Genomic DNA, 21383 nt, shown 5'->3' on the forward strand with positions numbered 1-21383 from the left:
AACAAAAAAGCATGGAGAGCCTGTCTGTTGTTCAACTATGGAGACTTGTTTATTCTTCAAGTAAGGCTCTCGCACATTCGTACCCTTCCTGATAAAACTCTGTCAACTTTTGCACATCTTTCTCGATGCGGTCTACGGCTACAGGTTTTAACGGGCGAATAACGATAATCTGTCCTTCATCCTCCATGCGCTCTACCATTTCCAACTGCTCATTATAAACAGCACACCGCCGACTTAACGCTTCGCGCAACTTCGGATATTTCCGATATACAAACGAAGGGATACGAATGTCTTTCGAATCTTTCCGATACCCCCGGTTACGGGTGAGTACCACAACATTTCTCGTGCAGCCATCCGTAATGGCTCTTTGCAAAGGAATGGAATCTACAATTCCTCCGTCGAGCATGGGAACCCCGTCAACATAAGTAATAGGACATACAAAAGGGAGACTGCTGGATGCGCGGACAATATCAATCACCCTGCGACTGTCTTTTTTCTCTTCGAAATAGTTGGCTTCTCCCGTGATGCAATTCGTAGTCACCATCACAAAACGTTCCGGTGAAGCAAAGTATGTTTCATAATCGTAAGGAAGAATATGTTCGGGGAACTCATTGAATAATAGATCAAAGTCCAATATATTACGCTTTTTGAACAAATGTTTCAGACCGATATAATTATACTTCTCCAACAAGTCAATGTTGCTGTACTTGGCACGTCCCCGTTGCCGTGATGCATACGACAACCCGTTGCACGCACCGGCAGACACTCCTATCGCATAGGGAAACCGGATATTGTGATCCATAAAATAATCAAGCACACCGCAGGTGAATACTCCGCGCATTCCCCCACCTTCCAACACTAATCCCGTAGATTCATCAATTTTCAAATCCTTCATTTTTATCTCCCGTATTCTTATTCCGGCGGATTACCAGCAAAGATGACAATTCACGCATCACAGCCTCATCCTCGGATAATTTCGTATAAGAAAGATGGCTCATTATCAATAATCCGTCTTTCTCTTCAGTCACTAAATCTTCTACTCCCGCAAACCACACTATCATCGTTTGTTCCGGATAACGCACCTGCAAATCGTCAATGCGTCCACGGAACTCTTCATCGTCCGTATCAAAAAGAAAAAGACGCACCGAATGTCCGTTCTGCAACATCTTATCCAAATAGGAAAAAAGAAACAGATCAATCATTCCGCCAAGCACGAAACTGACTGTCGCGCCTTCCCGATACTGACGATTGACAAATACGGCCACCGGACACTTCACCTGCTCCATAATCTCATCAATCTTATCCCGGAAGAGCGTTAACCATAAAATTGCTCCCGGAGTTCCCGGCATATCCGAACGATAATGACTCCCGGCTCCCAAAAGTAGCATATCAGGATGTTCGTTACGGACAAAATGGATGATTTCCTGTACAAGTTTGTCTGTCACCCGATAATGGTTATCTACCTGGATATTCAATTTCGCCGCCTGTTGATTGAGCAAAGCAAAACTCTCGCTGGCATAATGTTCGGCATTCAACGGATTCAGATCCGTGCCCACCGTATAGTGTGCTGCAATCAAATGATTTTTCTTCAATTGCTTTCCAAATAACAAATCATAAATGGACAGCAACACACGCCCGGATTCCGGACGCCCGAAACAAAATATCAATTTGTGCTTCAAAGATAATTTTTCTTCCCGACGTACGAAAATATGTTCCACCAAATGAAGCAAAGGAGTAGTCATAAAGGTCGTAACTAGCGCCATAATGACCAAAATTACGAATATAGAGGGAGGAAGAACTCCCATTTCATAACCGATATTCAAAGCGACAAGCTCCATCAATCCCCGTGTATTCATCAATGTCCCTATCGTCAGACTATCCTTCCACGACTCACCCACCAAACGGGCGGCAATGGCACATCCACCCAGTTTGCCGACAACAGCAACCGTCACCAACAGTAAACATACCATCCACAACTCCGGACTGTTTATCAAACCGATTTCCGTGCGCAATCCGGTGAAGGCAAAGAACAGAGGTAAAAAGAATACTAATGAAATATCCTCCACCTTTTCCATCATCACCTTCCGGAAACCCAGATTGGACGGCATCACTACCCCTGCCATAAAGGCTCCGAACAGTGCATGAATACCAATAATCTCGGTCAGGCAAGAAGAAATAATAAGAATGAGCAGAATAAATGCCACGAATGTTTTATTGATTGCTTCCCGGTTGGCATATACTTCTCCCACTTTCTTCAGAAACGGTCGAACAACCAAAAACATGACCGCAATATAGACAACTGCCAGCCCCACTGAATAAAGTGCACTGGCAAAACTTCCTGCTTTGGAGATAGCAATCACCACTGCCAACAGACACCAGGCTGTCACATCATCATTGGCAGCGGAAGCAATGGTCAGCGTCCCTAAAGGAGTCTTCGTCATATTCCGCTCCTGAATGATGCGCGCCAATACCGGAAAAGCGGTGATACTCATAGAAATACCTATAAACAAAGCAAATGGAAGAAACGGAGTTTGGGCAGCTGCATATTCTTCGTACACCCAGTAAGAAGACAAGATGCCCAGGAAGAAGGGTACTAGGATTCCGGCATGGCTAATCACCAGCGTTTCATTGATTTTATTTTTCAGTACACTGAAATCCAGCTCCATACCGATGACAAACATAAAAAGGATCAGTCCCACCTGACTCAACAGTTCAAGATTGGTAAGCGAGTGTGCCGGAAAAAGGAAATGAAAAGCATCCGGAAAGAAAAAGCCGAGTACGGAAGGTCCTAACACAATACCGGCAACAATCTCTCCAATCACTCCTGGTTGCCCGATCAGACTGAACAAATAGCCAAAAAGACGCACCATCAGCAGTACGGCTATAATCTGAATCAACAAGGTAGTGAGCGGATGATGAAGATTATCCTGTATAAACTGGAGAAACATAGTGAATGGATTCCCCTGTACTATGTTCTGCGCATTTACCGCATAGTGCGAAAACCGGTCACCCTCTTCAATAGCAACATAAATCAACCCTCCAAACAGGAGTAACATCAGTACATAAATGACATAATTCTTCCGGGCCCTGTTCCGCATAAACTTTATTTTTACGATTTGTGCATATTTATGGTAAAAACAAACGAAAAAGGCAGATAGTTTGGCGAAAATAACAAATTCTCAAACAAAATCTTGTTTTTTTGCTTCAATCTATGTAACTTTAGGCTAGCTTAATTGTTTAAGGAGGAAAAAATCAAAAAAGTCCTGCCCGCAGGCAAGCACCATGAGAATACAGTTTGAGATTAAAGAAAATTTGCCGGAAATTATCGAAGAAATCTTACACTCTGATAAGTGGCAAACTTCCGTGAAGGAAGAACTGAGCGGTCGGACGACCGTTGTGATCCGTGACCAAGCGTATGGTTCAGAAGCTACCATTGAAATTTATGCTACATCTATTGAAATCAAAACCGCATGGTCAAAGTACTCCTATCGTATATTTGTAACCAACGATATTGTATGGTGCGAATATAACGGTGCCTATCGTGGTCTGTTGGAACAAGTGCTCCTACCTACTATTACTCCTAAAGAAAACCTGCTCAATTCTGACGTGACTGAAAGTTCGCTCTACGGAAATGAGCATAAGAAATTGAGAGAGTATGCAGAAGATAACCTGAAACTGAAACAATTCCGCAGGGAAAACTTCAATGAACAGAAGAATGGAACCGCTCCATTCGATCATCCCAAGCGTGTGTATGATGAGTTTATCAAAGAAGATTATGTAGTAGCACCCAAAGAAGAAGAGAACAAATAATCTGTACTTAATGCTTTACCTTGTGCCATCGTATTGGCACTCCAGTGCCACCATATTGACACAGTCGTGCCAGTAAGGTGGCATGATTGTGCCAATAAAAAAGGTTGAACAATTATCAAACGCTCTCTCTCATAAATTTTATAGCCGTACCCACTACCTCCAACCCGGGTCACTTCCAAACGGTATCTATTTACCGGATGCACATACACATACATGATTCCCACTAAAAGCAGTAAGACAAAGCAACTAACACCTATTACTTTTTTATTTCTCTTCATATTCGTATGGTTTCAACTCCCAGGTATCATCGTAATAATAAGTGGAAGATCCTCCTGTAGCTATAATTCCCCGTTTTCCGGTAGAAAAACATACAGCTTTCGAGCGTGTGCTTCCTTCGAAATCGGTCAAATCCTCCCCATCCCACAGGTCTGTCAAAGGGTCGTAAATCCAGTAGTTAGAGCGGTAACTGCTTCCTGCAGTCTGTCCTAATCTCAATTTTCCTTTATCTTCCTCTGTGTCCTCTGCGTCCTCTGTGGTGAAATAATCTGTGTAAATCTGTGTAATCTGTGGTGAAACTTTCCTATATTTGTAGCCAAAACAATTTAATATTAATTTCATAGGAATGAAAAAGACAATCCTTATTGCTGCTTTAGGCTTGTTCAGCCTAAACATCATGGCACAAGATGCAAAACCTGAAGAAGGTTTTGTTTTCACGACAGTGAAAGAAAACCCGATTACTTCTATCAAGAATCAAAATCGTTCGAGCACTTGCTGGAGTTTCTCAACTCTCGGATTCATTGAATCAGAATTGCTTCGCTTAGGTAAAGGCGAGTATGACCTGTCTGAAATGTTTGTCGTACACAAAACGATGCAGGATCGCGGAGTAAACTATGTACGCTATCATGGTGACAGTTCTTTCTCCCCGGGCGGAAGTTTTTATGATGTAATGTACTGCATCAAGAATTATGGTATTGTTCCTCAAGAGGTGATGCCGGGTATCATGTACGGTGACACGTTGCCGGTGCATAACGAGCTGGATGCTGTTGCTTCCGGTTACATCAATGCTATTGCGAAAGGTAAGTTGAGCAAACTGACTCCGGTATGGAAAAACGGACTAAGCGCTATTTATGATACTTATCTGGGAGCATGCCCGGAGAAATTCACATACAAAGGCAAAGAATATACTCCGAAGACTTTTTCTGAATCACTGGGATTGAACTGTGACGACTATGTATCACTGACTTCTTATACACATCATCCATTCTATTCTCAATTCGCAATCGAGATTCAGGATAATTGGCGCAATGGTTTATCCTACAACCTGCCTATCGAAGAGCTGATGGCTGTAATGGACAATGCTGTAAAGAAAGGTTATACTTTTGCATGGGGTAGCGACGTCAGCGAACAGGGATTCACACGTGACGGTATCGCCGTTATGCCGGATGTAAACAAAGAATCTGAACTTTCCGGTTCGGATATGGCTCGCTGGACCGGCCTGACTGCTGCTAACAAACGTCAAATGATGACAACCAAACCATACCCGGAAATCGATGTCACTCAAGAAATGCGCCAAGTTGCTTTCGACAATTGGGAAACTACGGACGACCACGGAATGGTAATCTACGGTATCGCTAAAGACCAAAACGGAAAAGAATACTTCATGGTGAAGAATTCTTGGGGTAAATCAGGCAAATACAATGGTATCTGGTATGCTTCCAAAGCATTCGTTGCTTACAAGACTATGAATATTCTTGTACACAAAGACGCACTGCCTAAAGAGATTGCTAAAAAACTGGGAATCAAATAAACGAGTACCCGTCCTTTATAAATAAAAAGCCTCATTAGCTACGAATAGCTTCTGAGGCTTTTTTAAGCAGTTATTTTCCGGGATTACTCCATGTTATCGAAACAAAAGTAAGACTGCAGCTTTTTTCCTCCAAATAGAATCGACCAAAGAACGGATTTCAACAGTAAACAGTTTTGTTCTATTTTTAAGATTCTACCGTTTGACAGTGGCTATGAATCAAATCAAGCAGAGAATAAAATGCATAAATTAATGCAAGATTATACACATACAGCCCCTTATTATGCATAAATACAAGGAAAAACAGACGGTCTTTATGGTATAAATGCACCCTTGCTTTTAATGAAACGCAGGCTTGGTCGGTGAGAAACGCATCCTTGCTCACCGACCAAGCCAGCGTTCATCGGTGAGAAAGGATTTTTGGGCTGAAAGAAGAGCCATTTCTAAGTTAATTCACTTCAGAATCCATTGATTCTTTATATAGCAAATAGCTATATAATAGGAAAAGAATCAATCATTTACTCCGACTCTGAAAGCAAATAAGTACCAAAAGGATCTTCCATCAGCAAAGCGCTGTCTTTTCGCATTTCCCCGATACATATTTAAGCGATTTTTTATCAACCTCTTGCATACCGGCTCTGATTGACAGCAGGGAGAATGTATAAAACATCCCATTTTTATGTATAGTCCAATTTTAAGCAGACGCAGATTTATTTCTCGCGATATTCCAGCGGAGTCATCTTCACCTTTTTACGAAAGTATTTATTGAAAAAAGAATGATTGTTAAAGCCTAACGAGAAAGCTATTTCTTTCACCGACAACCGGGTGGTTTTCAATTGGGCCTTCGCATTCATAATAATAATTTCTGTAATGATTGCCAACGGACTGTATCCGCTTGCCCGACGGATGGCACTTGAGAAATGTGCCGCAGTAACCCCACACTTCTCCGCATAAAACGCCACTTCATGCTCTTTGGTATAATGAGCCATCAACAACTGTATAAACTGCCTGTACAACTCCTGTTCTCTTCTCAAAGGTTCATCGAGTTTCTTGCCATAGCGTTTATACAATTCTTTCGTTCCCTGCAAAAAAATAGCCAGTACGGAACGTATGATCTCTTTATTTTCTAATGAATGTGGGAGTGTATAAGCACGAATCAGTAAAAGATATACATTCCGGTATAAGCCGGCAACATCCTCTTGCAGAGAAATGACCGGACTGTTCAATATCATAGGCATAAAGTCCAGCAGGATTTCCACATAATTGCCCGAAAGCATAAAATCGGACGAGAAACCGGCAAAAGAAATACGGGTATCAGACGAAACTTCGTGTATCTGAATGAATGAATTAGGAAGAACAACGATGAAATCATTCTTACGAATGACAATCTCCAACAAATTAATGGTAGCTCTGACCATCCCTTCCGTACAAAGCACAAAGACACCGGCTTTTATTTTGCAGGGGAAATTACCATAGTAGTTTAAGATATCTCCGGTGATACTGTCATCTGCTATAAAATCAACCGGAAGGTCAAATTTAGGAAAGGATTCGTTCGTTGTCATCGTCAGTTCTTTTTTAATTTACCAAAAATATCCATTTCATCCGGATTCCGGGCAACAAGTTCAAAAATAGTATATTATATCCTACAAATAGAACATTATTTTCTTCTTTATTAGGATTGTATTTAAGAAAATAGCAAATATAGAATATTGAATCCCAAGAATGGAGCTTGACAGCAGTCACCTATTAGCCGTACTTTGCATCGTTTTAATAAATATGTTGAAATAAAACCTAGAAGAGAATGAGAACTTTAAAAAGACTTTTTTATGTAGCTTGTACGGCTTTCCTCCTTACATCTTGCGAGGAAACCTATAATGACAAGCTATTCTGGCCGGGTGAACTCTGCCAGGAGTATGGCTCATACATCAAACCGGCTACCTTGAACCTGACCTACAGCGGGGAGAAACTCGTTGGAAAAACTGTCGACTTTAAAACAGAAGACAGTGAAAAAGGAACCTTGACACTGAATGATATTATCCCGGGAGAGAAACAAACTCCTCTTCCAATCAGTCTGTGCGAACAGGAAGACTCTTATACATTTAGCGGCAAAAACGTCACGATGGGAGGAGCAACCGTGACATACAGCGGTGCCATCACTCCAAAAACAATGAAACTGGACCTGGACGTGGTAATGCCGCAAAGTAAATGGGAGAAAAGTTATGGCATATCCAATTTCACTAAAGGAAAGAAAATGACTGTCACCTACAGCGGAGGGCAGTATATATGGAAAGAAACGAATGAAATCTTAACCGGAGGATTCTATGTCCATCTGGATGACGTGGAACTAACCAAAGCGGGCAGTACACTGTTTTTAAGGATGAAACTGATTCAAAATGCACTTTGCTATTTCATACCGCAACTTCTTCAGACAATCACCCTACAGCCCGACGGTAACCTTGTAGCCAATTATACGACGAGTCCGGTCTACATCGGCAGCGTACCGATCAATAACATAGATCCGGATAAAGATGTCGGTACCATCGCAACATTTGTCACCAAGTTTATGATCGGCTTACTGACAGAAAAAGATATCAATAATGCATTAACAGACCGTACATGGACCGCTTCACCTATTAATCTAATCACTTGGACAGAGGAGAACGGTAAACTTAAAATAAACCTGAACTTACCGGCAATTATCAGTCTGGCAACCAAGGACGGTGAAACTCCTATCGATTCAGGACTGGTTTCCGGAATTATGGAAGCTCTTGCCCAATCCAATCCTGTGCAACTGAAACTGTTGCTCGGAATCGTAAACTCCATGATCGACAATCCATTGCTCGGTATCATAACCAGTATGGATACGGCGAGCTTCCAACAGGTATTCTACTTACTGACTGAAGGAATTATCTTTCATATAGAAGAGGAAGACGGACATACCCATCTTTACTTAACCAAAGAGTCGACAACTGCTTTCATTCAATTATTGCCCGGACTGCAACCGATAGTGGAAGGAATGTTGCCGGAAAGCATGGCTAACAATACTGTATTTAAAAACCTGCTCGGACTTCTCATGGGAAATGACGAAAACGGTCTGCCGGTTTTATGGAATGCAGCCAATACTATTGACTTAGGATTGGATCTTCTGCCACAAGAATAAACATCAACTATGAATATCAAAAAAGAAAACAATGAAGAAAATATATATTCTAACTTTGCTACTATGCTTCACCAGCCTTGGGAGTAGTTTTGCCCAAACGCTGAAAGGACATATATATGATGCAAATACCAATGAGCCATTGTTGGGAGCAGCTGTTGCGTATAAGTTACAGGGTAACCAGGGAGTAGTGTCCGACATCCATGGGGCTTATGAAATCAAGCTGCCCGAAGGGGGTGTCGATCTCGTATTCAGTTATGTAGGCTACGAAGATGTACTGATGCCGATCGTAATCGACAGGCGTGAGGTAATCACCAAAAACGTCTACATGAAAGAAAGCACCAAACTATTGGAGGAAGTCGTGGTCAGCGCCGGACGCTTTGAACAGAAATTGAGTAATGTCACTGTTTCCATGGATGTAGTGAAAGCCGGTGACATTGCCCGCCAGGCACCAACAGATATATCGTCTACCCTCCGCACTCTTCCGGGAGTGGATATTGTAGACAAACAACCTTCCATACGTGGTGGTAGCGGATGGACATACGGAGTAGGTGCACGTAGTCAGATTCTGGTGGATGGTATGAGTACCCTGAATCCCAAGACAGGCGAAATCAACTGGAACACCGTACCTTTGGAGAATATCGAGCAGATTGAAGTAATCAAAGGAGCCTCTTCTGTTTTATATGGTTCATCGGCTTTGAATGGTATCATCAATATCCGCACCGCACGTCCGGGGTTAGCTCCGAAAACACGTTTCAGCGCATATCTCGGTATCTATGGTGATGCGGAGAATGACGAATACCAATGGAGTGACAAGAATTTCTGGAAAGAAGATAAATATTCGGTCAAACCGATTCTGCGCGGAAATCTTCTTAGTGGTGTGCGTAATCCGATTTACGAAGGATTCGATCTCTCCCACGCCCGTCGTATCGGTAATTTCGACGTCAGTGGCAGCCTCAATCTTTTCACCGATGAAGGATACCGCCAGCAAGGATATAACAAACGTTTCCGCATGGGAGGTAACCTAACCTATCACCAACCGGACATGGGAATGAAACTGTTGAACTATGGTTTTAATATCGATTTCCTGTCTAATCAATATGGTGACTTTTTTATCTGGCGTTCACCGACAGAGGTGTACAAGCCCTCTCCTTTCACCAACATGGGCAGGGAAGATAATAATTTCCATATCGACCCGTTTATCAACTATGTGAATCCGGAAAACGGTACGTCACATAAGATCAAGGGACGTTTCTATTATAGTGCCGACAATATCGTACGTCCTACCCAGGGAGCATCCATCATGGATATTCTGGGCAATATGGGGACAGATGCCCAAACGATACAGAATATTGCAGGCGGTGATTACAGCTCGCTCTATCCGGCATTGGTGGGAATCGGTTCAGGACTAATCAATGGCAATCTGGAAGACGCTATGAATGGAGTATTTACTTCATTAGGCAATATCTTCCCTAACGCAACGACTGCCGATTATTGTGATCTGATTTCCTGGGTGATGGACAGCGGGCTACCCAGTGATTTGGGAGGACTGACGAACGGACAATTGCCTGGTGACCTGATTCCCTGGGTGTCCGACGTACTCAATCCTTCACGAAACACTCCTAAGACGCAGACTGATAAAAGCACTAACTATTATCTCGATTATCAGTTCAACAAGAAATGGGACAGTGGCGCACAAATCACTACCGGAGCCACTTATGAGCATGTACGGTATAATTCGGCCATCATGGACGAAATCTACAAAAGCGATAACATAGCTGCTTTCTTCCAGTACGACCAACGTTTCTGGGACCGTCTAAGCGTATCTGCCGGTGTGCGTGCCGAATACTATCGTGTAAACAATCACCATCGTGAAGCAGAAACAAAGATATTCGGAACTAAAGTTCCATTCCGCCCTGTGTTCCGTGCCGGACTGAACTATCAGTTGGCTGATTACAGTTTTATCCGTGCCAGCTTCGGACAAGGTTACCGTAACCCGTCCATCAACGAGAAATACCTGCGCAAGGATATTGGAGGAGTCGGCGTTTACCCGAATCTGGATATCAAACCGGAAAAAGGGTTTAATGCGGAATTGGGATTCAAGCAAGGATATAAGATTGGCAATTTCCAGGGATTTGTAGATGTTGCAGGATTCTATACACAATATAAGGATATGGTCGAATTCCAGTTCGGACTATTCAATAATGCAGACTATACGATGATTAACAGCATCAGTGATGCCATCCGGATGATAACCGGTGGTCAAGGTTTCGGAATCGGAGCACAGTTTCATAACGTATCGAAAGCACAAATCTACGGGATGGAAATATCGACAAACGGTGTTTATAACTTCAATAAGAACACAAAGTTGTTCTATAACTTAGGGTATGTATACACCGAACCCCGTGACGCGGATTATAAGGAACGCAATGAAGCGGAAGATCTTTATACCGATCCTCTTCAAATGAAAGAAAAATCGAACACCGGAAAGTACCTGAAGTATCGTCCGAAACACAGCTTTAAAGCGACGGTAGATTTCCTGTGGAAACGTATCAATCTGGGTGCGAACGTTGCCTGGAAGAGTAAAATCCTCGCAGTGGATTACCTGATGATGGATGAACGTCCGAAAGCACAACTCAACTTGATGGATTACGTTCGCGGCATCGCTTTCGGTTATTCTAAAGGAGAGACTTTGGCTACTTATTGGAAAAAACATAATACGGACTATGCCACTGTGGATATGCGCCTTGGAGTAAAAGCGTCCAAAGAAGTAGCTTTTCAGTTTATGGTCAACAACTTGTTAAATAAAGAATACAGCTACCGCCCGATGGCAGTTGCCGCTCCACGCACGTTTGTTGTTAAGATGGATATTACTTTCTAAATAACTTTTAGAATTTACAACCGATTCAGAAGCGGCTGCATGATGCAGCCGCTTTCTTTTTTCCCTCATCTGTCATCATTTATCTATATATTGCGTATCTTTACCCCGCGAAAACGAGAAAAAACAGTCGATAAAATGAAAAAACAAATCCTACTTATTGCTATCTTATTATGTACAGCCTTTGCACAGGCACAAGAAGTTTTTGTAACCGCAGATTTTGTAAGTAGCTACATCTGGCGTGGTATAGACAGCGGCAATGCAAGTGTACAACCCTCGCTCGGCCTCAACTGGAAAGGCCTGACCGTCTATGCATGGGGTTCTACCGAATTTCGCGAAAAGAATAATGAGATAGACTTGTCATTGGAGTACGAATACAAAAACCTGACTCTCTACGCCAACAACTATTTTACCCAAACAGAAGAAGAACCTTTCAAATACTTCAATTACAGTTCACATTCCACGGGACATACTTTTGAAGTAGGAGCCGGATATATGCTTAGCGAGAAATTTCCATTATCAGTCAGCTGGTACACCACCTTTGCCGGAAACGACTACCGTGAAAACGGAAAACGTGCCTGGTCCAGCTATTGCGAATTGAGTTATCCGTTCAGCGTGAAAGATGTAAACATGAGCGTCGAAGCAGGTTTTACCCCTTGGGAAAGTATGTACTCCGACAAATTCAATGTAGTCAATATCGGATTATCCGCAACGAAAGAAATCAAAATAACATCCAACTTCTCTCTGCCCATATTCGGAAAACTAATAGCCAACCCCTATGAAGAGCAACTTTATTTTGTATTCGGAATTACGTTGTAGATGATTCTTACACTCAATTATTAACTAATAAATTACCCCCATGAAAAAACACTTTCTTATTTTCGGAGCAGGCCTCCTTCTATTAAGTGCCTGTAATTCGGTCAAAGCACCGGAAGCTATCCTGCCCATTCCCGAAGCCAAGCAGGTAGAATGGCAAAAAATGGAAACGTACGCTTTCGTACACTTCGGACTTAACACATTCAACGACCGCGAATGGGGATACGGTGATTCCGATCCTAAAACATTCAATCCTACCCGACTGGATTGCGAGCAATGGGTACAGACCTTTGTGAAATCCGGCATGAAAGGAGTGATCCTGACAGCCAAACATCACGACGGATTCTGCCTGTGGCCTACTCAACTGACAGAATATTGCATCCGTAACACCCCGTATAAAGACGGAAAAGGCGACATCGTTCGCGAACTATCGGATGCCTGCAAGAAGTACGGCATTAAATTCGCTGTTTATCTGTCTCCCTGGGACAGGCATCAAGCCAACTACGGTTCTCCCGAATACGTAGAATACTTCTATAAACAACTCAACGAGCTATTAACCAACTACGGTGATGTTTTTGAAATCTGGTTTGACGGTGCCAATGGCGGAGACGGCTGGTATGGCGGAGCAAAAGACAGCCGTACTATCGACCGCAAAACTTATTACGATTATCCGCGAGCCTATAAGTTGATCGACGAGTTGCAACCACAAGCTGTTATCTTCTCGGATGGAGGTCCGGGCTGCCGTTGGGTAGGTAACGAAAACGGATTTGCAGGAGCTACCAACTGGTCTTTTCTCCGTGCCGGAGAAGTTTATCCGGGTTACCCCAAATATCGTGAATTGCAATATGGCCATGCCGACGGCAACCAATGGGTAGCCGCAGAATGTGACGTATCCATCCGTCCGGGATGGTTCTATCATCCGGAAGAAGACGACCGTGTGAAAACAGCAGATGCATTGACCGATCTGTATTACCGTAGCGTAGGTCATAACGCAACATTGTTACTCAACTTCCCGGTCGATCGTGACGGACTGATTCATCCGACAGACTCTGCCAACGCCGTAAACTTCCACCAGAACGTACAAAAGCAACTGGCACACAACCTATTGGCGGGACTTTCTCCCAAAGCATCGGACGAACGGGGGAAAACATTCTCTGCAAAAGCGGTGACCGATGGTGAGTATGATACTTATTGGGCTACCAATGACGGCGTCAACTCTGCCACCATCGAGTTTGACCTGCCTCAAACGGAAAAGATTAACCGCATGATGTTACAGGAATATATACCTCTGGGGCAACGTGTCAAATCATTCGTTGTAGAATACAACCAGGAAGGCGAATGGCTTCCGGTAAAATTGAATGAAGAAACGACCACTATCGGATATAAACGTCTTCTTCGTTTCGAGACAGTCACCACAGATAAGATCCGTGTCCGTTTTACAGATTCGCGAGCTTGCCTCTGTATCAATAACATAGAAGCCTACTATGCAGGAGAGACTTCCGATACATATACTGCAAAAGCAGAAGAGTTGAAGAGTTATCCGTTCACGCTCATTGGAGTAGATGCGGAGGAAGCACAGAAATGTATGGATAAAAACAATCAGACCACCTGCTTCATCAACAGAAATACATTATTAATTGATTTGGGAGAGGAACGCACAATCACCTCATTCCACTATCTTCCCGACCAGAGTGAATATAATAAAGGAATAATCAGCTCTTATGAAATCTCTGTCGGAACGGATAGTAATGCTGTCAATCAGGTAGTAGCCAAAGATGAATTTTCCAATATAAAGAATAATCCGATTCTGCAATCGGTTTACTTTACTCCGGTTAACGCCCGCTATGTACAACTGAAAGCAACACGGATGATACATGATGGTGAACCAATGGGACTGGCCGAAATCGGTATACAATAAAATAAGTAACTGTCATTTTAACACTTAAAGAGAATAAATAGCTGTATCTCTTGACTTCTCGAATAATTTATATAACTTTGTTCGTAAATAAAAAGCAATAAATATGAAACGTCCACAAATTGTAGAACGAATACGGAAGGCTTTAACACAGGTGGCACCGGAAGCTCAAGCCATTTTATATGGTAGTGAGGCACGTGGGGATGCCCGTCCTGATAGCGATATTGATTTACTGATATTGGTTGACGGTAATAAATTGACCGTCAAAGAAGAAGACCGTATCATCACTCCGCTCTACGATATAGAAATAGAAACGGGAGTGCAAATAAATGCACGTGTCTTGCTGAAAAAGATTTGGGAAAACCGTCCTTTTCAGACACCTTTTGGTATGAATGTAATGAAAGAGGGGATCGTACTATGAAAGAACAATTAAACAGGGAAAATATTGAGGCACTGTCAGCTTACCGTTTTCTACGTGCTAAAGAAACGCTGAAAGAAATACCCTATCTAAAACAACAAGGCTATTATAATACAGCTGTAAACCGTCTTTATTATGCCTGTTATTATGCAGCAGTCGCTCTGCTTATTAAACACGAGATAAATCCTGGTACCCATGCAGGTGTCAAACAGATGATAGGATTGCATTTCGTCGCTACCGGTCGTATGTCACGTGAATTGGGACGTTGTTTTTCCTTACTTTTCGAACGTCGGCATAGTAGTGATTATGATGATTTTGCCTATTCAAGTGAGGAAGAAATAGACGAATTGCTGCCTAAAGCAACTGACTTTATTGAAGCCATCGAAGTTCTGCTGAAGGAATAAAAGGATGTTATATTTGTAACTTCCATTTCTATTCCGCCATTTTAAGAACCCTATAAAAACCCTCCTATTTTGCTCAAAATTCTTAAACCTGTGCATTTTTTACTCGGATTTCTTGTCAGAACCAAGTGTTTGAGTAAATTTGCACGCTGATAGTTAACCGGATAGTTGGATAGCAAGAGATTACTACTTGACTACTGGCTGCTAACTTGTAGAAATACTAATACTAAAATTTATAGCATGAGTTTGAAAATTGTTGTATTGGCAAAACAAGTTCCCGACACACGTAACGTTGGGAAAGATGCCATGAAAGCCGACGGAACGATTAACCGCGCGGCACTCCCCGCCATCTTCAACCCCGAAGACCTGAATGCTCTCGAGCAAGCTCTCCGATTGAAAGATGCTCATCCAGGCTCTACCGTAACCGTTCTGACAATGGGACCGGGACGGGCAGCCGACATTATTCGTGAAGGACTTTTCCGTGGTGCAGATAACGGTTACTTATTAACCGACCGTGCTTTCGCTGGTGCAGACACACTGGCTACGTCTTACGCACTTGCCACTGCCATCCGCAAAATCGGTGAGTATGACATTATTATCGGTGGCCGTCAGGCAATCGACGGTGACACGGCACAGGTAGGTCCGCAGGTAGCAGAAAAGCTGGGATTGACGCAAATCACATACGCAGAAGAAATTCTGGAAGTAGGCGATGGTAAGATTAAGGTGAAACGTCACATCGACGGTGGTGTTGAAACTGTAGAAGGCCCGCTGCCTATCGTGATTACTGTCAACGGTTCTGCAGCTCCTTGCCGTCCGCGTAACGCTAAATTGGTTCAGAAATACAAGCATGCCAAAACTGTGACTGAAAAACAGCAAGGCAATCTTGATTATACCGACCTGTACGACAAGCGCGATTATCTGAATCTGGCAGAATGGAGCGTAGCCGACGTAAACGGTGACCTCGCACAATGCGGTCTGTCCGGTTCGCCGACAAAAGTGAAAGCCATCCAGAACATCGTGTTCCAGGCTAAAGAGAGCAAAACCATCAGCGGCAGCGACCGTGACGTGGAAGACCTGATTGTTGAACTATTAGCTAACCACACCATCGGATAATCATGAATAACTTATTTGTATATTGCGAAATAGAAGAAGGTAACGTTTTAGACGTTAGTCTCGAACTTCTCACCAAAGGTCGTTCGTTAGCCAACCAGTTGAACTGTCAGCTCGAAGCAGTGGTTGCCGGAACCGGCCTCAAAGATATTGAAAAACAAATCCTTCCTTACGGAGTAGACAAACTTCACGTTTTCGACGGCGAAGGACTTTACCCTTATACTTCACTTCCTCACACAGCTATCCTGGTGAACCTTTTCAAAGAGGAACAGCCGCAAATCTGTCTGATGGGTGCTACTGTGATCGGTCGTGACCTCGGTCCGCGCGTTTCTTCTGCTTTGACCAGCGGATTGACTGCCGACTGTACTTCACTTGAAATCGGTGACCACGAAGACAAGAAAGAAGGCAAGACTTACAAGAACCTGTTGTATCAGATCCGTCCGGCTTTCGGCGGTAACATCGTTGCTACGATTGTGAACCCGGAACACCGCCCGCAGATGGCAACCGTTCGCGAAGGTGTGATGAAGAAAGAAATCCTCTCTCCGAACTATCAGGGAGAAGTGATCCGTCACGATGTAAAAAAATACGTAGCCGATACGGACTATGTAGTGAAAGTAATCGAACGCCACGTAGAAAAAGCAAAGAACAACCTGAAAGGCTCTCCGATCATCATCGCCGGTGGTTACGGTGTAGGCTCGAAAGAGAACTTCGACCTGTTGTTCGACCTCGCTAAAGAACTTCACGCAGAAGTAGGTGCCAGCCGTGCTGCTGTTGACGCAGGTTTCGCAGATCACGACCGCCAGATCGGTCAGACAGGTGTTACGGTTCGTCCGAAACTCTACATCGCTTGCGGTATCTCCGGACAGATTCAGCATATCGCCGGTATGCAGGAAAGTGGTATCATCATCTCCATCAACAACGACCCGGATGCTCCGATCAACACGATTGCCGATTACGTAATCAACGGAACTATCGAAGAAGTTGTGCCGAAGATGATTAAGTATTATAAACAAAATAGCAAGTAAGGAAAGATGGCTAATTATTATACAGACATACCGGAACTCAAGTTTCACTTGAACAATCCGATGATGAAACGTATTTGCGAACTCAAAGAACGCAATTACAGAGATAAAGATGAATTCGATTATGCTCCGCTGGACTTCGAAGATGCTGTAGACTCTTATGACAAAGTGTTGGAGATTACCGGAGAAATCACAGGAGAAATCATTGCCCCTAACGCAGAAGGTGTAGACGAAGAAGGTCCTCACTGTGCCAATGGTCGCGTAGAATATGCATCAGGAACCAAACAGAACCTGGACGCAATGGTAAAAGCCGGCTTGAACGGTATGACCATGCCACGTAAGTTCGGCGGTCTGAACTTCCCGATCACCCCGTACACCATGTGTGCAGAAATCGTGGCTGCTGCCGACGCAGGTTTCGGAAACATCTGGTCATTGCAGGACTGTATCGAAACTCTTTATGAGTTTGGCAATCCCGACCAACACAGCCGCTTTATCCCACGCATCTGCCAAGGTGAAACCATGTCAATGGACTTGACAGAACCGGATGCTGGTTCCGACCTTCAATCTGTTATGCTGAAAGCTACTTACAGCGAAAAAGACGGATGCTGGTTACTGAACGGTGTGAAACGTTTCATCACAAATGGTGACGCGGATATTCACCTCGTACTGGCACGTTCGGAAGAAGGAACGAGAGACGGCCGTGGTTTGTCTATGTTCATCTATGACAAGCGTCAGGGTGGCGTGAACGTACGCCGTATCGAAAACAAACTCGGTATCCACGGTTCTCCTACCTGCGAATTGGTATATAAGAATGCAAAAGCTGAACTTTGCGGTGACCGCAAACTCGGTTTGATTAAATACGTAATGGCTCTGATGAACGGTGCCCGTCTGGGTATTGCTGCACAATCTGTAGGATTGAGCCAGGCAGCTTACAATGAAGGTTTGGCATACGCTAAAGACCGTAAGCAGTTCGGAAAAGCAATTATCGAATTCCCGGCTGTATATGACATGCTGGCTATCATGAAAGGCAAACTGGATGCCGGACGTGCTTTACTGTATCAAACCTCTCGCTATGTTGACATTTACAAAGCATTGGATGACATCGCCCGCGAACGTAAACTGACTCCGGAAGAACGCCAGGAACAAAAGAAATATGCTAAATTAGCAGACAGCTTTACTCCGCTGGCTAAAGGTATGAACTCTGAATATGCCAACCAAAACGCTTACGACTGTATTCAGATTCATGGCGGTTCAGGTTTCATGATGGAATATGCTTGCCAACGCATCTATCGCGACGCACGTATCACCAGCATCTACGAAGGAACTACCCAGTTGCAGACAGTAGCCGCTATCCGTTACGTAACCAATGGTTCTTACATCGCTACTATCCGCGAGTTTGAAACCATTCCTTGCTCACCGGAAATGGAACCGCTGATGTCTCGTCTGAAAAAGATGGCTGACAAATTCGAAGCAAGCACCAATGCAGTGAAAGAAGTACAAGACCAGGAATTGCTTGACTTCACCGCTCGCAAACTGGTGGAAATGGCTGCTGACATTATCATGTGTCACCTGTTGATTCAAGATGCCAGCAAGTCTTCCGAACTGTTCTCCAAATCTACACATGTATATTTGAACTATGCAGAAGCGGAAGTAGAAAAGCACTCAAACTTCATCGAAAACTTCGATAAAGAAGACTTGGCATTCTACAAAAAGTAATAAATACTCTATCAAATCTCATAAAAGCATCCCTTCTTAGGAAGTGGATGCTTTTTTATTTGTCACATTCTATTATTTTTCATTATTATTCTATACATTTGTCAGTGAGATAAGTAATTTTTAATCGACGACTCTATATAAGAATAGAAATATGGCACTCAAACCTTCATATAACGACAAACTGCATTTACCGGGTTTATCAAAAACAGAAATCCTTATACTGGCTCTTGAAGCTTCGCAAAAGCTGGAGTGGAATATCGAGGAAGTGACTCCGGAAGGAGCACGATTCGAAGTCCCGTTCAATATGTATTCTCATGGAGAGGAAATAACCTTCACCATAGAACCGGGAAGCGACGGAGAAGTAGCTGTGCGCAGCCAATCCTCTTCCGTACAATTTGTAGACTATGGAAAGAACAGAAAAAATATACAAAAGCTACGCGAGACGATGGAAGAAATAAAAACATCCCTTACCCCGGAAGAGCTAACCCAAAAGGCAAAAGATTTCGAGGAAGAGTGTAACCGTCCGCTCACAGAAGAAGAGAAAGCCTATCTGGAAGAAGAAAAGAAAAGGAACTCTTTCTGGTCGTTCTTTATTCCCCGCAAAGGTTTTATGGCAACACCTATCCTGATAGACCTCAACCTCCTTGTATTTATTGTGATGATTGCATCCGGAGTGGGAATCATGTCTCCTTCCACCTTATCACTGCTGAAATGGGGAGCCGACTTCGGACCGCTGACCCTTACAGGCGACTGGTGGCGTGCAGTGACCTGCAACTTCATACATATCGGTGCTTTTCATCTACTAATGAATATGTACGCTTTCATGTACGTAGGACTTCTACTGGAAGGACTGATAGGAAGCCGTCGGATGTTCATGTCTTATTTACTGACCGGATTATGCTCGGCGGTATTCAGTCTTTATATGCACGGCGAGACAATCAGTGCCGGAGCCTCCGGAGCTATCTTCGGACTTTACGGTATATTCCTCGCCTTCCTGTTCTTCCATCGCATCGCAAAGGAACAACGGAAAGCATTATTGACTAGTATCCTTATTTTTGTCGGTTACAATCTGGTTTATGGCATGAAAGCCGGGATTGATAACGCTGCACATATCGGCGGGTTATTAAGCGGTTTCCTACTGGGAATCATCTATGTATGCAGCTATAAATTTGAAAAAGCTGATGCACAACGCACCGTTTCAATCCTAGGGGAGCTTGGTATCTTTTGTATTTTCCTGTTCAGCTTCTTGATGCTTTGCAAGAACGTTCCCCCTCTTTATCAGGACATACGCGGCGAATGGGAAAGCGGTATTGTAGAAGCCTATCTGAATGGTGAACTGGAAGAAGAAAACGAAAACGGTAACCAATCAGGCAGGGAGACTGCCAACAGTTCTTCTACCAGCCAATATCCTCCATACGTTCCGGTAGGCAATAACGATACATGGCTTTCTTATTACGATGCAGAAACAAATTTCAGTTGCCAGTATCCTACCAACTGGAGGAAAATAACAGGAGCGAAAGGATTGACTCCCAGCGCAGAACCTCCGTTGCTTAGGCTCGTCAACGGCGCCAACCAACTGACGGTTACCGCTCTGACCTACGATACACAAAAAGAGTTTGAACATATAAAGAAGTTATCGCTCACTCTCCCGCGAAATGCACAAGGAGAACCAGCGGAAGACTATAAGCAGAGCAATGTCAACATCAACGGGCTATCCATGACAAGAACTACAAACCCTCTGCACATCGGAGCTCCTGATGAACCGGGAGAAGACATACAACAAATTGTATTACACTATTTCCAAGAAAGCAAGAAGCGAACTTTTACCATTGTTATGCTTGTCTATGACGAAGAAGCCGAAACCGATCTGAATGCTATTACATCAAGTATTCAGATCACCCAATAAAGAGAATATGAGAGTATATGTCCAAGTCAAACAGTTAGGAAAGCGAAAGTGCAATATCGAAAAGATTCCTGTCGATTTTCCTGTTCCGCCTGTCGATGTACAGGGGTTGATTGAAGCCATCGTCAGTTGGCAAGTCTGTGAATATAATGAACGCTTGCAACAAAGCGAAGTACTGAAATACCTCACACAGGAAGAAGTGGAAAATAAAGCAACTTCCGGCAAGGTTGGGTTTGCAGTAAACTATAACGCAAACCTGCCGCAGAAGTAGAGGCAATCACCAACGCCCTGCAATCTTACGAGGACGGAATTTTCCGTATCTTCATTGACGATACGGAAACTGAAGACTTATCCTCTCCCACCGGACTCAAAGAAGAATCTACCATCACCTTCATCCGATTGGCTATGCTGTCGGGAAGACTTTGGTAATCAT

Annotated in this window: 16 protein-coding genes and 2 pseudogenes; 13 read left to right on the top strand and 5 right to left on the bottom strand. The window is 43.5% G+C overall.

The genetic code is table 11. The features are described 5' to 3' along the window. Nucleotides 1–49: 49 nt before the first annotated feature. The gene (locus DXA05_RS13315) at nt 50–895 is read right to left on the bottom strand and encodes a patatin family protein (protein ID WP_120144084.1); all 846 of its coding nucleotides are present in this window, start codon (nt 893–895) and stop codon (nt 50–52) included. After that, nucleotides 876–3098 carry a cation:proton antiporter gene (locus tag DXA05_RS13320; protein WP_128859251.1) on the bottom strand — a complete coding sequence of 741 codons (2223 nt, stop codon included), beginning with the start codon at nt 3096–3098 and terminating at the stop codon, nt 876–878. The genes DXA05_RS13315 and DXA05_RS13320 overlap by 20 nt, the downstream gene beginning before the upstream one ends. A 184-nt stretch (nt 3099–3282) precedes the next feature. Between DXA05_RS13320 and DXA05_RS13325 the strand changes: the two genes are divergently transcribed. Then, on the top strand, nt 3283–3810 hold the full coding sequence (locus DXA05_RS13325) for a hypothetical protein (RefSeq protein ID WP_004314253.1): 528 nt from the start codon (nt 3283–3285) through the stop codon (nt 3808–3810). Here DXA05_RS13325 and DXA05_RS13330 read toward each other — a convergent pair. Both DXA05_RS13330 and DXA05_RS13335 read right to left on the bottom strand, forming a co-directional pair. After that, nucleotides 3774–4088 carry a hypothetical protein gene (locus DXA05_RS13330; RefSeq protein WP_008025926.1) on the bottom strand — a complete coding sequence of 105 codons (315 nt, stop codon included), beginning with the start codon at nt 4086–4088 and terminating at the stop codon, nt 3774–3776. The genes DXA05_RS13325 and DXA05_RS13330 overlap by 37 nt on opposite strands. After that, nucleotides 4075–4305 (bottom strand): annotated as a pseudogene (locus DXA05_RS13335) (hypothetical protein); the annotation flags it as partial. The pseudogene DXA05_RS13335 and the gene DXA05_RS13330, both read right to left, overlap by 14 nt. 127 nt (nt 4306–4432) lie before the next feature. Between DXA05_RS13335 and DXA05_RS13340 the strand changes: the two are divergent. Continuing rightward, nucleotides 4433–5617: a C1 family peptidase gene (locus DXA05_RS13340; RefSeq protein ID WP_004314251.1), complete on the top strand. Its 1185-nt coding sequence runs from the start codon at nt 4433–4435 to the stop codon at nt 5615–5617. A 707-nt stretch (nt 5618–6324) separates the two neighbouring features. Here DXA05_RS13340 and DXA05_RS13350 read toward each other — a convergent pair. After that, complete coding sequence (locus DXA05_RS13350; protein WP_128859252.1) at nt 6325–7176, bottom strand: helix-turn-helix transcriptional regulator; 852 nt, start codon at nt 7174–7176, stop codon at nt 6325–6327. Between the two features lie 239 nt (nt 7177–7415). Here DXA05_RS13350 and DXA05_RS13355 point away from each other — a divergent pair, with 239 nt between their 5' ends. The 11 genes and pseudogenes from DXA05_RS13355 to DXA05_RS13405 all read left to right on the top strand — a co-directional run bounded on the left by DXA05_RS13355 (nt 7416) and on the right by DXA05_RS13405 (nt 21379). Beyond that, a complete protein-coding gene (locus tag DXA05_RS13355; RefSeq protein WP_128859253.1) occupies nt 7416–8774 on the top strand; it encodes a DUF4925 domain-containing protein in 1359 nt (452 codons plus the stop codon). Nucleotides 8775–8805: 31 nt separating this feature from the next. Then, nucleotides 8806–11652, top strand: a complete 2847-nt coding sequence (locus DXA05_RS13360; RefSeq protein WP_128859254.1) for a TonB-dependent receptor — start codon at nt 8806–8808, stop codon at nt 11650–11652. Nucleotides 11653–11787: 135 nt separating this feature from the next. Then, the gene (locus tag DXA05_RS13365; RefSeq protein WP_120067354.1) at nt 11788–12468 is read left to right on the top strand and encodes a hypothetical protein; all 681 of its coding nucleotides are present in this window, start codon (nt 11788–11790) and stop codon (nt 12466–12468) included. Nucleotides 12469–12508: 40 nt separating this feature from the next. Then, on the top strand, nt 12509–14383 hold the full coding sequence (locus DXA05_RS13370) for an alpha-L-fucosidase (protein ID WP_128859255.1): 1875 nt from the start codon (nt 12509–12511) through the stop codon (nt 14381–14383). A gap of 103 nt (nt 14384–14486) precedes the next feature. Next, a complete protein-coding gene (locus DXA05_RS13375) occupies nt 14487–14801 on the top strand; it encodes a nucleotidyltransferase domain-containing protein (RefSeq protein ID WP_009039295.1) in 315 nt (104 codons plus the stop codon). Beyond that, on the top strand, nt 14798–15202 hold the full coding sequence (locus DXA05_RS13380; RefSeq protein ID WP_009039294.1) for a HEPN domain-containing protein: 405 nt from the start codon (nt 14798–14800) through the stop codon (nt 15200–15202). Before DXA05_RS13375 ends, DXA05_RS13380 begins: the two co-directional genes overlap by 4 nt. A 237-nt stretch (nt 15203–15439) precedes the next feature. Beyond that, a complete protein-coding gene (locus DXA05_RS13385; protein WP_004314244.1) occupies nt 15440–16312 on the top strand; it encodes an electron transfer flavoprotein subunit beta/FixA family protein in 873 nt (290 codons plus the stop codon). 2 nt (nt 16313–16314) lie between these two features. Next, nucleotides 16315–17334: an electron transfer flavoprotein subunit alpha/FixB family protein gene (locus DXA05_RS13390; RefSeq protein WP_008025914.1), complete on the top strand. Its 1020-nt coding sequence runs from the start codon at nt 16315–16317 to the stop codon at nt 17332–17334. Between the two features lie 6 nt (nt 17335–17340). After that, nucleotides 17341–19047 carry an acyl-CoA dehydrogenase family protein gene (locus DXA05_RS13395; RefSeq protein ID WP_055235590.1) on the top strand — a complete coding sequence of 569 codons (1707 nt, stop codon included), beginning with the start codon at nt 17341–17343 and terminating at the stop codon, nt 19045–19047. Between the two features lie 151 nt (nt 19048–19198). Beyond that, nucleotides 19199–20953 carry a rhomboid family intramembrane serine protease gene (locus tag DXA05_RS13400; RefSeq protein ID WP_008025912.1) on the top strand — a complete coding sequence of 585 codons (1755 nt, stop codon included), beginning with the start codon at nt 19199–19201 and terminating at the stop codon, nt 20951–20953. A gap of 7 nt (nt 20954–20960) precedes the next feature. Then, a pseudogene (locus tag DXA05_RS13405) lies at nt 20961–21379 on the top strand (hypothetical protein). Nucleotides 21380–21383 lie beyond the last annotated feature (4 nt).

The sequence above is a fragment of the Bacteroides sp. AM54-2NS genome (genome assembly GCF_003602935.1).
Lineage (GTDB): Bacteria > Bacteroidota > Bacteroidia > Bacteroidales > Bacteroidaceae > Bacteroides > Bacteroides xylanisolvens.

Bases quoted from the DNA above. Each gene is read 5' to 3' on its own strand.
- DXA05_RS13385 (WP_004314244.1), top strand. From the start codon at position 15,440: ATGAGTTTGAAAATTGTTGTATTGGCAAAACAAGTTCCCGACACACGT.
- DXA05_RS13355 (WP_128859253.1), top strand. From the start codon at position 7,416: ATGAGAACTTTAAAAAGACTTTTTTATGTAGCTTGTACGGCTTTCCTC.
- DXA05_RS13395 (WP_055235590.1), top strand. From the start codon at position 17,341: ATGGCTAATTATTATACAGACATACCGGAACTCAAGTTTCACTTGAAC.
- DXA05_RS13360 (WP_128859254.1), top strand. From the start codon at position 8,806: ATGAAGAAAATATATATTCTAACTTTGCTACTATGCTTCACCAGCCTT.
- DXA05_RS13400 (WP_008025912.1), top strand. From the start codon at position 19,199: ATGGCACTCAAACCTTCATATAACGACAAACTGCATTTACCGGGTTTA.
- DXA05_RS13330 (WP_008025926.1), bottom strand. From the start codon at position 4,088: ATGAAGAGAAATAAAAAAGTAATAGGTGTTAGTTGCTTTGTCTTACTG.
- DXA05_RS13350 (WP_128859252.1), bottom strand. From the start codon at position 7,176: ATGACAACGAACGAATCCTTTCCTAAATTTGACCTTCCGGTTGATTTT.
- DXA05_RS13325 (WP_004314253.1), top strand. From the start codon at position 3,283: ATGAGAATACAGTTTGAGATTAAAGAAAATTTGCCGGAAATTATCGAA.
- DXA05_RS13390 (WP_008025914.1), top strand. From the start codon at position 16,315: ATGAATAACTTATTTGTATATTGCGAAATAGAAGAAGGTAACGTTTTA.
- DXA05_RS13370 (WP_128859255.1), top strand. From the start codon at position 12,509: ATGAAAAAACACTTTCTTATTTTCGGAGCAGGCCTCCTTCTATTAAGT.
- DXA05_RS13375 (WP_009039295.1), top strand. From the start codon at position 14,487: ATGAAACGTCCACAAATTGTAGAACGAATACGGAAGGCTTTAACACAG.
- DXA05_RS13365 (WP_120067354.1), top strand. From the start codon at position 11,788: ATGAAAAAACAAATCCTACTTATTGCTATCTTATTATGTACAGCCTTT.
- DXA05_RS13340 (WP_004314251.1), top strand. From the start codon at position 4,433: ATGAAAAAGACAATCCTTATTGCTGCTTTAGGCTTGTTCAGCCTAAAC.
- DXA05_RS13315 (WP_120144084.1), bottom strand. From the start codon at position 895: ATGAAGGATTTGAAAATTGATGAATCTACGGGATTAGTGTTGGAAGGT.
- DXA05_RS13380 (WP_009039294.1), top strand. From the start codon at position 14,798: ATGAAAGAACAATTAAACAGGGAAAATATTGAGGCACTGTCAGCTTAC.
- DXA05_RS13320 (WP_128859251.1), bottom strand. From the start codon at position 3,098: ATGCGGAACAGGGCCCGGAAGAATTATGTCATTTATGTACTGATGTTA.